We start from the raw sequence: 11,843 nt of genomic DNA, 5'->3' as shown, positions 1-11,843 counted from the left end.
GCCAGGCCCTGCGGGCGGTGTTCGGGGAGCCGGAGCAGGTCGAGGTGGTGCGGGAGGCGCCCGGTGGCCAGGCAACGCAGCCGAGGCGGTGAGCTCCAGTCGCTCGCCTCGACGGGCGTAGTTGCCGCCCCTGAGTACGACGACCAGGAGCCCGGCCGCGGTCGAGTTCGTGCCGGGCTTCACCTGTGACGTGACGTGACGTGACGTGACGTGACGGGGCTGGAGCGGGCGCTGGAGCTGATCCGGCTGTCGTACGCGGCGGCGTAGCGGTCAGCGGGGCGTGGATGTCTGGGGCGGAGGCGCCTTTCGGCGCAGGGGCGGTGGAGTGGCGGTGGCGTCGTTGATCCTCGCCTACATTGCGCCCGGGCTGGAGGCGGCTGTGCGCCTTGGCGTACGTCACACCGCTGAGTCGAGGCGGCCGTCGCAGGCGTCGCGAATCTTCCAAAGGTCATCACTCGCGCCCTTCAGCGTCGCTTGGCCGCCATCTCCAGGCCTGTCGGCTACTGGCGGGACGAGAGACGGGCGACTGTTGAGGACGACCATGCCGATGACGATCCTGGCGAAATGCATTCCCGCCGCATTCCCTACGGTGCGGCTGATCGCAGCGTCCCAGATGCGTGCACTCATTTGATCGAGCAATGGGGTGTCGGTCGGCTTCGCTGAATCGGCTGCCACAAGGGAAGCGTGATCCAAGCGACCTGGAGGACGAGAACCGGCAAGAGCGCATGAGGGGCCGTAGGCGCTCCGCGCCGGGCTTGTGCCCCATCGATCCTCGCCCCGGCGTATTGGACACGCGCTTCCTCCATAGGCGGCTTTCCAACGGACGTGCTCCCAGGCCGTTCGGCGGCTTCGAAAATCCTACTGACCAGGCTTGAGCACGGTCGGGCTGCCGTCCCAGGGCGGCCGCTCAGCAGGCACTGTGGGGAGCGGGGCGAGGCCCAGGAGGGCTGCGGTGGTTTCCGCGGTGACGCGGTGCCAGTGACGGGCGTGGCGGATCATGGTGTGTCCTCCGTGGGGCATGCGCAGGCCCATCACCCGGGCCCCCGCGGCGTGAGCGCGGGTGAGGTAGGACCAGGTGTCCCGGGCAGAGGTGACGCGGTCCGCTTCGTCGTGAAGCGCGCAGATCGTGCGGCCCTTCAGATGGGCGGTCGGCTCCGACGGCGGGCACCACGGAGCGAGGGCGACGACTCCTGTGACGTGGGGGTCCTCGGCGGCACGCAGTGCTGCTCGCGCGCCCATGGAGTGGCCGACGAGGACGACGGGGACCGGTCCGTTCAGCTCGCGGAGTTCCGCGAGCGCGCTGTGGATGTCCGCCACGGGGTGGGCGTGGTGGCCGTTCCAGCCACGATGCCGGTAGCGAACGTGGGCGACGAGGACGTCGTCGTGGGCGGTGGCGTGTGCGACGGCGTTCGCGAAGGGCCGCATCCGTAGTGCGGGCAGGTTGAGCACGGGGGGTGTCTCCAGCGCGTCCGCGCGGCCGCCGTGGAGGACGAGGACGGCGGCCCGTGCTCCGAGGAGCGGACGCCGGGCGAAGAGCGGAGCCAGCGCCGGAGTCGTGCCCGTGTCGCGGAAGGGCGGTGGTGTCGGGGGCACGTCTCACTTCCTAGGCTTCGCGTGTGCGCGCCCTCGGCGGGGCGGCAGGGGCAGGAAGCCGCTGGTGCGCGCGGCGTAGTCGTCGTATCCGGGTCGGTGGGCCATGTGTCTTTCGAGGAGGCGCTTGCCGCTGCCGACGGTGAGCAGCAGCGTCATGACGACCGGCGAGACCACGCTGATGAGGGCGGCCTGCCAACTGGTGCAGGCGAGGAGGAACAGGCCCCACCAGACGAGGCTGTCGCCGAAGTAGTTCGGGTGACGGGTCCAGGCCCACAGCCCGCGGTCCATGATGCGGCCCCGGTTGGCCGGGTCGGTCTTGAAGCGGGCCAACTGGTGGTCGCCCACCATCTCGAAGCCGATCCCCACCGCCCATACGGTCAGACCCGCGGCATCGATCCATCCCAGGGGCTCGGTGCTGTAGGAGGCCGTCTGGACGGGCAGCGAGATCAACCACACCAACGCGGCCTGAAGGAGGTAGACGGTCCGCAGCGCATACCAGGTGCGGCGACCGCGCGCCTTCCCGAGCAGCTCGGCGTACCGCGGGTCTTCTCCGTGCCCCCGCGAGCGGTGGGCGATGTGCGCCGACAGCCGCAGTCCCCAGACGATGGTCGCCACGGCGACCAGCAGGCGCCGGGCGTCGTCGCCTTCGCCCGCGGAGAGCAGATAGCTGACGACGGCCACCGCACTGAAGGCGATGCCCCAGGCGATGTCGACGAGCCGATGCAGGCCCCGGCGTACGGCGATGGCGAACGTGGTGAGCAGCACTCCTGCCGCCACGGCCGCGGTGATCGCGAGGCCGGCGGCCGGTGGCCCCCAGGCGAGAACGTTCATGACGACATGGCCGCCGTTGCGTACCAGGTGCTGGGGGTCGCGGGCATCGCGGAGCCGCCCTCGCGGGTGGGGCGGACCGAGAGGATCTGGTCGACACCCATGCGGCGCTCGGCGAAGGCCAGGGACGCGCCGGCCAGGTAGAGGCGCCAGACACGCCCTGTGGTCTCTCCGACGAGGTCCTCGACCTTGGGCCAGTGGTCTTCGAGGCGGGTGCGCCAGGCGTCGATGGTGAGCGCGTAGTGCTCGCGCAGGGATTCGACGAAGCGGACTTCCAGGCCGGCGGCCTCCAGGATGTCCGTGGTCCGGCCCACGGGGCGCATGTGCATGTCGGGGGCGATATACGTCTCGATGAAGGCGCCGCCGCCCGGCGCGTGGGCCCCGCGGGACATCTGCTGGACGAGGAGGCGTCCTTCGGGGCGCAGGGCGTCGTGGAGCAGGGCGGCGAAGGCGGGGTACTCGGCGTCGCCCACGTGTTCGCCCATTTCGATGGCGGTGGCCGCGTCGTATCCACCGCCGTCGATGTGGCGCCAGTGCCGCAGTTGCACCTCCACCAGGTCGGCCAGGCCCTCGCGCGCGGCCCGGGCGGCGACGAAGTCGCGCTGCTCCCGCGACAGAGTGACCGCCGTGACCCGCACCTGATACTGCCGGGCGGCGTGCACGGCCAGGGCTCCCCAGCCGCAGCCGACATCGAGGAGGCGGTCGCCGGGGCGGAGTCCGAGTTTGCGGCAGATCAACTCCAGCTTGTCCCTCTGGGCCTCGGCCAGGCCGTAGGTGGAGTCGGCGGGGCGTGTCCAGTAGGCGCAGGAGTACGCCATCGACTCGTCGAGCAGCAGGGTGTAGAAGTCGTTGGAGACGTCGTAGTGATGGCTGATCGCGGCCCGGTCCCGGAAGGCGCTGTGCAGGCGGCCGGTCAGCCGGGCCCGCCCGTCCGGTCGACGGGGAGGTGCCCCGGCCGCGCCCAGTCCCGCGGCGAGGCCGAGGGCGGTCGCCAGCGCGGCCGGCCCCGGCCGGGTCAGGCCCTGGTCGCGGACGGCCCGGCCGGCCCGGGAGAGGGCTGTGGCGAGGTCGCCGTCGACATCGAGGTCGCCGGTGATGTACGCCTCCGCCAGGCCGAGTTCGCCCGGCTGCCACAGCAGGCGGCGCAGGGCCCCGGGGGAGCGGAGGGTGACGAGGGGCGCGTCGGAGGGCCCGGCTTCGCTGCCGTCCCAGGCGCGCAGCCGTACGGGGAGCGGACCGGTGAAGAAGAGACGCAACAGGTCGGCGAGACGGTCGGCGGCGGGCCTCATCGGTGGGTTCCTTCGGTCAGGAGGATCTGGCGGACGTCGAGGTAGCGGGAGCGGAATCCGGCTTCGGAGTAGGCGAGATAGAGCTCCCACATGCGCTGGAAGACGAGGTCGAAACCGAGACCGGCGACGGTTTCCCGGTGGGTGGTGAACCGTTCCCGCCACAGGCGCAGGGTTTCCGCGTAGTGCTCCCCGTAGCCGTTGTCGGCGAGCACGCGCAGCCCCGCGGTGCCGGAGTGTTCGGCGATGGCCTCGCGGGAGGGGATCAGTCCGCCGGGGAAGACGTACTTGCTGATCCAGGTGTGGGTGGCGGCGGTGTTGAGCATCTGCTGGTGACCCATGGTGATGGCCTGCAGGGCGATCCGGCCCCCGGGGGCGAGAGCGCCGCTCAGCGCGGTGAAGTAGGAGGGCCAGTACTCGGCGCCGACCGCCTCGATCATCTCCACGCTGACGACGGCGTCGTAGCGGTCTTCGATGCTCCGGTAGTCGCGCACCAGGACCTCGACACGGTCCTCGAAGCCGGCGGACCTGATCCGCTCCCGGGCGAGTTCGGCCTGCTCGGTGGAGAGGGTCAGGGTGGTGACGTGGGCGCCTCGGCCGGCGGCGCGCAAGGCCAGCTCACCCCAGCCGGTGCCGATCTCCAGCAGCCGTGTGCCGCCGTGGACCTCGGCGAGGTCCAGGAGTCGGTCGATCTTGCGGTGCTGGGCGGCCGCGAGGGACTCGAAGCGGGCCGGGAAAGCGGTGAAGACCGCCGAGGAGTACGTGAGGGTCGGATCCAGGAACGCGGCGAACAGGTCGTTCGACAGGTCGTAGTGCCGTTGGATGTTCCGGCGGGCGCCGCGCGGGGTGTTGCGGTCGCTGCCGGGGCGGGCGGACGCCCACAGGGGCCGGAGCCTGCGCAGCGGGGCGGGCACCAGGTTGTCGGCGTGTGCGGCGAGAACGGTCAGTACACCCGGCAGGTCTTCGCTGTCCCACTCGCCGGCCATGTAGGACTCGCCGAAGCCGATGAGACCGTCGCGGGCGATCCGGCGGTAGAAGGCGTCAGGATCGTGGAGGGTCATCACCGGCCCCGCACCGGCGCCCCTGCTCGCGCGGGGGTCGACGCCTCCGTGGAGATCGACCAGGGACAGCCTGCGCAGCGCGCGGCCCACGAGCCATCGGGCGACGGCGGTGTGGCCCGGCCGGGCCGACGGCAGCCCGGCCACGTCCGGCCAGCGCACGGCGTCCACCTCATCGCGGCCGAACGGCGGGCGGGCGGGAGATGCCGTGCGCGTCTGCCGGGGGATCACCGGGGAACGGTCGGCCGTCGCCGGCACGTGCCCGGGTGCGGTGGTGGTAGTGGTGGGGCGGGTCACGGGACCATGCCTTTCTGCGGGGTGTGGTGGGGGCGGGGCTGTATGGGGAGGCCGCGGAGGAGCAGGTGGATGGCGTGGCGGCGGATGCCGGCCCAGACGGCGGCGGTCGACCACGGCCTGCGCGCGGCGGCGGCCAGGAGGGCACCGGCGGTCGCGGGGCGGCGGTGCCCCCGGGCGGTCGCCGTGAAGGGTCGGCCGTCCTCGGTCTCGAGATGCACCGTCAGGCCGAGGCGTGCGTCGGGCAGGGGCAGTCTCATCCGGTAGTGGCCGGAGACCGGGAAGAACGGCGAGACGTAGAACTCCTTGTCCACCTGGGCGTGACCGGTGCCGTCGGTGCGCAGTAGGTAGCAGTGCCGCTGCCCGTAGGTGTTGTGGACCTCCGCCACCACGCAGGCCAGGGCCCCGGAGGAGTCGTGGCACCAGTACACGCTGAGCGGGTTGAAGACGTAGCCGAGCACCCGCGCGTGCGCCAGCATCACCACCCGCCCACCGCCGAGGTCCACACCGCGGGCCGTGAGGAACTCCTCCAGGCCGGCACGTATGGAGGCGGCGCGCCCTGTGAAGTGGTCACGAGGATCGAAGCGGGCGAGGGGACGCAGAAGGAGGGGCAGGTTCGGCATATGGTCGAGGTCGACGCACCACAGATAGGTGCGGTGCCGGAACGCGTGACGCAGGGGTGCCGTGCGGGCATGGGCGACGACGCACTCGTACAGTGCGGCGACGGGTTCCCTGACGACGGTCACCAGTTCACCCCCAACGACCGGGCAGCGGCCACGCCGGAGCGACAGCCGTCCTCGTGGAACCCCCATCCGTGCCAGGCCCCGGCGAACGCGGTCACGCCCGTGTTCAGACGGTGCAGTTCCTTCTGGGCCGCGACCGACGTCGGCGTGTACACCGGGTGCTCGTAGACCATGCGCTCCACGACCCGGTCCTGGGCGACGCGGTCCTCGCCGCCCAGGGAGACGACATAGCCGGCCGACGCGGGCAGACGCTGGAGACGCCGCATGTCGTAGCTGACCCGGGCCGGCTCCGCCGTGGGGTCGCAGCCGGTCAGGTGGTAGTTCCAGCTCGCACGTGCTCTGGGCGAACGGGGCAGGACGCCGGTGTCGGTGTGCAGCACGGTGGGGTTGCGTGAAGAGGTGAAAGCGCCCAGGAGCCGCTTCTCGTCGGCGGTCGGATCGGCGAGCAGGCGCAGCGCCTGACCGGGATGTGTGGCGATCACCACGGCGTCGTACGCGTCGGTGTCCCCGTCGGCGGTCGTCACCAGGGCCCCCAGGCCGGTGCGCCGGACGGTGTCGACCGGGCTGGAGGTACGGACCCGGTGCATCCGTTTGATCGCGGCGTCCACGTAGACGGCCGAACCCCCCGTCACCGTCTTCCACTGAGGAGAGCCCGTGACCGAGAGCAGACCGTGGTGCCGCAGGAAGGTGAACAGGTAGGCGGCCGGATACGCCAGGGCCGTCCGCGCCGGACAGGACCACACCGCGGACACCAGAGGGAGGGCGAAGTGGCTGACGAAGTAGGACGAGAACCCGCCTTCGCGCAGGAACTCCCCCAGCGTCACGGGCGAGGACGGCTGCTGGGCCAGGAGACGTCGCGCCCTGCGGTGGAAGGCCGGAACCTCACCCAGCAGCCGCAGAAAGCGGGGCCGTAGAGCGGCACGTCCGGTGAACAGACCCGCGAGACCCCGGGCACCCGCGTATTCCAGTCCGCAGCCGTCGCATCGCACCGACATGCTCATCTCGGCGTCCTGCGTGGTGACCCCGAGCTCGCGGAACAGACGCAGCAGCGTGGGGTAGGTGCGCTCGTTGTGCACGATGAACCCCGAGTCCACGGCCACGGTTCGCCCGTCGGCGCCCGGGAGTTCACGGGTGTGGGCGTGGCCTCCCAGCCGTCCCTCGGCCTCGTACAGGGTGACCTCGTACGAGGACGCCAGGACGTAGGCGGCGGTGAGGCCCGCCACCCCGGCACCCACCACCGCCACTTTCCGGTGTTCCATCACAGCGCTCCCGCCACTCGACACGCCGCTCGGCGCGGCTGTTTCACCCGTACTTCGCAACCGGGGGTCGGGCGGATTGGTGGTGAGGGGATCCGCTGTCAGGGCCGTGTCACGTGGGCCGTTGCGACGCCGCGCCCCGGTCAGACGGGCAGGTCCATCAGGAGCAGGGGGGCGGTGGTGGGCTGTGCGGATCCTGCTGAGGGTTCGAGGGTGAGGCCGATGGCGGTGGCGCCGGTGGGACTGCCGACGAGGAGTACGGTGCCGTCCGTGTGGAGGACGCCGGCCGGGCGCATCGTGCCCTGGTACTCCAGCCACAGTTGGTACGTCGTGCCCCGCGCCGGGGCGGGCAGGCCGATGGCGGTGAAGACGGCCTTGTCCTGACGTCCGGAGGTGACGACGGCGGTGAGGGCGCCGTTGGTGGTCCGTCCGTGCGTGGTGCGGGCGTCCGGGGCCGCCAGTACGGTGCTGACGGCGTCGAGTTGCCGCTGGACCTGACGGGCCTGCCGCAGGGAGTCCTCCCGTTCCTGGTACTGCCAGGCGGAGAGGCCGGCGAACGAGGCGGCGGCGGTCAGGCTCGCGGCCAGTGCGAAGTGCAGGGTTCGCCGTCGCATCCCACCTGCGAGGTTCGTCGCCGATGCGGTGAGGGGCAAGCGTGGCGGGGCTTGGCGTACGCCGTCGACGGCGTTCATCGTGTGTTGCTTCATGGAGGCCGGTGGGGCCTGGGCCGCGGCCGCGGCCAGCCGTGCGGCGGTCGCCTCGAATTCGGCCACGTCCTTGTGGCACTCCTCGCAGTGCTGGAGGTGGTCGCTGAACGCCGTCCGCTCGGCCGGGTCGAGGGCGTGGAGGGCGTAGGCGGCCGCGAGGGTGTGGAGATCGGAGTGGTGTTGTCTCACGTGGTCACCCCCATGCAGTCGCGGAGCCGGATCAGCCCGTCCCGCATGCGTGTCTTGATGGTGGGAAGCGGCGTGCGCAGGGCTTCGGCGACCTCGCGGTAGGTCAGCCCTCGGTAGTAGGCCAGGGTCACGGCCTGATGCTGCAGCTCGGTGAGGCCGCGCAGGCAGCGGCGGACCTGTTCGCTGTCGAGGCGGGTCTCCACCTGCTCGGCGACCTGGTCGTACGCGGGGGAGTGCTCGCGCGCCGCCTGGGACTGTTCGCGGTCGGCCGCGGCCTGTGCGGAGCGGACGCGGTCCACGGCACGCCGGTGCGCGATCGTCGCGGCCCAGGTCGTCACGCTGCCGGCTTCGGGACGGTAGCGGGCGGCCTGCCGCCACAGGTCGATCATGACCTCCTGCGCGACCTCCTCCGACTGGGCCCGGTCGCGGACGACCTTGACCGCGATTCCGAACACGAGGGGTGCCAGAACGTCGTAGAGGGTGGAGAACGCCTGCTTGTCGCCGTGGGCGACCCTCCGCATGACCTCGGCGAGATCATCGCGCCCGATCTCGCCCTGCGAGCGAGAGCCGAAAGGCAGCGGCTGGTTCACCGGCACCGCCTCGGTGGCGGCGACCAGACGAAGCGGCCGGGGGCTGTCGGCCGGGGACCGTGTGTCCATCGCATGTGCGTCCTTGGTCGGTGGAAGGGCCGGCTGCCGCACCAGCGGACGGGCCGCGGAGCCCAGAGGGTGGTCTCTGAAGGGTCTTCGGAGCGGACACGCGTGCGGATGGGTTGGGATCTCCGTCACGGGGGCGACGGTCGGTTCCCTCGTGCGAGTGAACGGGGCGTTCCTGACCCAGCCGACGGCCAGGGGGGACCGAAGAAGCCGGCGAGGGGCCGGAGTGTTCACCCTGGTTCCCTCGCCGGCCGTGCGGGATCTCCGCATGGCGGGCTCGTCCTTGACTTCGGAGGCAGTGCAATGGTTCGCCTGCGCAAGAGCCTGGCGGTAGTGGTGGCGGCTGGTGCCGCGGTGGCCGGTGGAGCGTCGCTCGCCGCGGCCGACACCGGGGCGCATGGTGTCGCCGCCCACTCGCCCGGTGTCGGATCCGGCAACCTCATCCAGGTACCGGTCCACGTCCCGGTCAACGCCTGCGGGAACACGGTCAGCGTCATCGGTCTGCTGAACCCGTCGTTCGGCAACATCTGCCTGAACGCCTGATTCCCTACAGGCCGTCAGAGCCCGGTCCGGGCCCTGAGTGATCGGGCGCGGGACCGGTGACCAGCCCGGGCCGCGGCAGGGAGCGCATCCGGCGCTCCGTGCGTTCGCAGACGCGGCCCGGGCGGGTCGGCTGCGGGCGGATGTCGCTGCATCTGCCCGCGGTTTCCTTCCCTGCTCCCTGTCATCGCTCCCCGGATCGCCACTTCAGGGCAGTGGTGCTGCCCAGGGGGACCGGGAGGCCACCGTGGACGACGTCGGACCGGCGCCCGTGATCGGGACCGGACCGCAGGACGGAAGAGGGTACGAGGCATGCGTTGGCTCAACCGGCCGGGCGCACTGGTCATGCTCCTGCTGTGTGTGGCACTCGCGGGCATCGCCGGTCCCTACACGGTGCGCCTCGGTGAGGTGACGGAGACCGGCCAGACGGCGCTAGGCCCGGCGGATGGGGAGTCCGCACGGGTGGCCGCTCTGCTCGACGCGAGCGGTGGCGACGAGGCCCTGCCGTTGGCCGTGGTGTGGACCGGTGAGGAGAGGGGCCGGCGGCTCACCGCGGCCCAGCACGCCGCGGCGCGCCGGGTCGCCGCGAGCATCAGCGGATCGCGTCCGGACGCGAAGCCGGTCCTCGCGCGGGACGGGATGGCCCTGACCGCTGTGGTCGCCGCCGGACCGGACGACCTGCCCAAGCAGCTCGCGGCCATCAGGAAGGCGGCAGGCGCGGTACCGGGTACCGACGTCCACCTGGCGGGCCCGGCCGCCGCACAGGCCGATCTGGACGACGCCTTCGCCCACACCGACGGCACCCTGCTGGCGGTGTCCCTCACCGGCGTCCTGCTGATCCTGCTGCTGGTCTACCGCAGCGCGGTCATGCCGGTGCTGGTGCTCGCCGCCGCGATGATCGCCCTTTCCTTGGCCTCTGCCGTCCTTTACGCACTCGCCCGGGCCGGCCGGCTGACGTTCGACGGCCAGGTCCAGGGCATCGTCTTCGTCCTGGTCATCGGGGCCAGCACCGACTACGCCATGCTCCTCGTGGCCCGGTACAGGGAAGAACTCGCCCGGCCGGGCGACACGCCCAGGGCAGTGGCGGCGGCGTGCAGGGCGACGGCGGCGCCCGTGCTGGCCAGCGCCGCGACGGTGGCCTGCGCCATGATGACGTTGACGCTGAGCGCAATGCCGTCCCACCAGACCTTGGGTCCCGCGGTGGCCATCGCCATGGCCTGCTGTGCGGCGGCGTCCCTGACCTTCCTTCCCGCAGTCCTCCTGCTGTGCGGGCACCGCGTGTTCCGGCCCCGCCCAGGACACTTCGCGCTGAGCGACGGCTGGGAGCGGCTGGCCCGCGCGACCGTACGCCGGCCGCGGCGACGCTGGCTCCTCTGTTGCGTCCTCCTGCTCGTGGGCGCCGCCTTCACGCCCTTGCTTTCACAGCGTGGCGTCCCGCTGCACGAGGCCCTTCCCGAGAGCTCACCCTCGGCTGCCGGGCAGGCGGTCCTGGCCCGGCACTTTCCGGCCGGAACCGCCAGCCCCTTGGTGATCGTGACCCCGCTCGCACGGACGGCCGACGTGCGTGCCGCCACGGCCGCCACACCTGGGGTGGCCGCCGTCGACGTCGTCACCATCCCGCACGGCACAACCGCCTCTCCGGCCAGGCGAGTTCTCGTACGCGCGACCCTCGCGTCCGCGCCCGACAGCGAGGAGGCCAGGCGGGTGGTCGAGCGTCTGCGCGTCTCGCTCGGCGGTACCGGGGCTCTCGTCGGTGGACAGGCCGCTCACATGCACGACATGCATCGGGCGGCACTACGGGATCAGTACCTGGTCCTGCCCGTGGTTCTCCTGGTGGTCCTGGTGATCCTCATCGCTCTGCTGCGCTGCCTGCTGCTGCCGCTGCTGCTCGTCGTGGCCGCCGGAGTGAGTCTGCTGACCGCCTTCGGGGTTTCCGCGCTCGCTTTCCACCTCACCGGCGGTACGGCGGCCACCGAACCGGCGGTGGTGCTGTTCTCCTTCATCTTCCTCGTCGCCCTCGGCGTGGACTACAACATCTTCCTCGTCCACCGGGTCCGGAACGAAGCGCTTACGGCGGGCACGGCGCTCGGGGTTCGGCGGGGTCTCGTCAGCACGGGCGGGGTGATCAGCGCGGCCGGCGTCATTCTGGCCGCCACCTTCGCCGCCCTGACCGTGATGCCGCTTCTCTACCTCGCTCAGATCGGCTGTATCGTCGCCGTCGGTGTTCTGATCGACGCGCTCCTGGTGCGTCTCTTCCTCGTGCCGGCCCTCATCCTCGATCTCGGCCACAGGGCTTGGTGGCCCGCCGTCCCGCCGAAGGGCCCCGTACCCCCGACCGGCCTGCCCGGGCTCCGCGGTGAGGCCGCTGACGAGAGGGCTGCTCAACTGGCCCCGGTACGTGAGAACTGACCCCTTGAGGCCACGCGATGGCTTTTTCGACCGGCGGACCAATCCGCCGATCGGGTGCCGCCGAATGCCCCGTGTGAGCACCTTCCGCAGCACCCTGCCGGTCCGCCATCGGGCCCGACAGGGTTGCCCTCCAACTGGGCTTCCTGCTCCGGCCGACGCTGTTCGCGATCACCTTATAGGAGACATCACGATGAACACCCTGCGCATCCGTCGTGGCGCGATCGCCGTCGCCGCCGCCGCCGTCCTTCCCCTCTCGCTCGCCGCCTGCTCGGACTCCGACAGCG

General features: G+C 71.6%; 11 protein-coding genes and 1 pseudogene. 3 read left to right on the top strand and 9 right to left on the bottom strand.

From position 1 onward, the window contains the following. Positions 1-396: 396 nt before the first annotated feature. From ABZ135_RS38215 to sigK, 9 genes are all read right to left on the bottom strand, one after another. Entirely contained in the window at positions 397-675 is a 279-nt protein-coding gene (locus ABZ135_RS38215) for a hypothetical protein (RefSeq protein ID WP_356702922.1), read from the bottom strand. Positions 676-858: 183 nt separating this feature from the next. After that, on the bottom strand, positions 859-1,593 hold the full coding sequence (locus ABZ135_RS38210) for an alpha/beta fold hydrolase (RefSeq protein WP_356702920.1): 735 nt from the start codon (positions 1,591-1,593) through the stop codon (positions 859-861). A 3-nt stretch (positions 1,594-1,596) separates the two neighbouring features. Then, positions 1,597-2,424 carry a DUF1295 domain-containing protein gene (locus ABZ135_RS38205; RefSeq protein WP_356702918.1) on the bottom strand — a complete coding sequence of 276 codons (828 nt, stop codon included), beginning with the start codon at positions 2,422-2,424 and terminating at the stop codon, positions 1,597-1,599. Further along, a complete protein-coding gene (locus tag ABZ135_RS38200) occupies positions 2,421-3,710 on the bottom strand; it encodes a cyclopropane-fatty-acyl-phospholipid synthase family protein (protein ID WP_356702916.1) in 1,290 nt (429 codons plus the stop codon). The genes ABZ135_RS38205 and ABZ135_RS38200 overlap by 4 nt, the downstream gene beginning before the upstream one ends. Then, positions 3,707-4,996 (bottom strand): cyclopropane-fatty-acyl-phospholipid synthase family protein, encoded by a 1,290-nt coding sequence (locus ABZ135_RS38195; RefSeq protein ID WP_356702927.1) that lies wholly within the window; start codon positions 4,994-4,996, stop codon positions 3,707-3,709. Before ABZ135_RS38195 ends, ABZ135_RS38200 begins: the two co-directional genes overlap by 4 nt. Before the next feature lie 62 nt (positions 4,997-5,058). Next, positions 5,059-5,805, bottom strand: a complete 747-nt coding sequence (locus tag ABZ135_RS38190) for a DUF1365 domain-containing protein (RefSeq protein WP_356702914.1) — start codon at positions 5,803-5,805, stop codon at positions 5,059-5,061. Then, positions 5,802-7,061, bottom strand: coding sequence for an FAD-dependent oxidoreductase (locus tag ABZ135_RS38185; protein ID WP_356702913.1), 1,260 nt, complete (start codon positions 7,059-7,061; stop codon positions 5,802-5,804). Before ABZ135_RS38185 ends, ABZ135_RS38190 begins: the two co-directional genes overlap by 4 nt. Positions 7,062-7,201: 140 nt before the next feature. Next, on the bottom strand, positions 7,202-7,954 hold the full coding sequence (locus ABZ135_RS38180; protein ID WP_356702911.1) for an anti-sigma factor: 753 nt from the start codon (positions 7,952-7,954) through the stop codon (positions 7,202-7,204). Further along, positions 7,951-8,544: an ECF RNA polymerase sigma factor SigK gene (gene sigK, locus ABZ135_RS38175; protein WP_356702925.1), complete on the bottom strand. Its 594-nt coding sequence runs from the start codon at positions 8,542-8,544 to the stop codon at positions 7,951-7,953. The genes ABZ135_RS38180 and sigK overlap by 4 nt, the downstream gene beginning before the upstream one ends. 369 nt (positions 8,545-8,913) lie before the next feature. On the opposite strand from sigK, the gene ABZ135_RS38170 reads away from it, so the two are divergent. The 3 genes and pseudogenes from ABZ135_RS38170 to ABZ135_RS38160 form a co-directional block, all read left to right on the top strand. Next, a complete protein-coding gene (locus ABZ135_RS38170) occupies positions 8,914-9,153 on the top strand; it encodes a chaplin (RefSeq protein WP_356702908.1) in 240 nt (79 codons plus the stop codon). A gap of 309 nt (positions 9,154-9,462) precedes the next feature. After that, entirely contained in the window at positions 9,463-11,559 is a 2,097-nt protein-coding gene (locus ABZ135_RS38165) for an MMPL family transporter (RefSeq protein WP_356702906.1), read from the top strand. Between the two features lie 190 nt (positions 11,560-11,749). Further along, a pseudogene (locus ABZ135_RS38160) lies at positions 11,750-11,843 on the top strand (fasciclin domain-containing protein); the annotation flags it as partial.

The organism is Streptomyces sp. NPDC006339 (genome assembly GCF_040612775.1).
GTDB lineage: Bacteria > Actinomycetota > Actinomycetes > Streptomycetales > Streptomycetaceae > Streptomyces.
Note: the sequence above shows the minus strand (reverse complement) of the source record. Positions and strands in the feature narration are given on the sequence as shown.

Excerpts from the sequence above, each read along its gene's own strand:
- ABZ135_RS38205 (WP_356702918.1), bottom strand. The coding sequence starts at position 2,424 with ATGAACGTTCTCGCCTGGGGGCCACCGGCCGCCGGCCTCGCGATCACC.
- ABZ135_RS38200 (WP_356702916.1), bottom strand. The coding sequence starts at position 3,710 with ATGAGGCCCGCCGCCGACCGTCTCGCCGACCTGTTGCGTCTCTTCTTC.
- ABZ135_RS38185 (WP_356702913.1), bottom strand. The coding sequence starts at position 7,061 with ATGGAACACCGGAAAGTGGCGGTGGTGGGTGCCGGGGTGGCGGGCCTC.
- ABZ135_RS38170 (WP_356702908.1), top strand. The coding sequence starts at position 8,914 with ATGGTTCGCCTGCGCAAGAGCCTGGCGGTAGTGGTGGCGGCTGGTGCC.
- ABZ135_RS38165 (WP_356702906.1), top strand. The coding sequence starts at position 9,463 with ATGCGTTGGCTCAACCGGCCGGGCGCACTGGTCATGCTCCTGCTGTGT.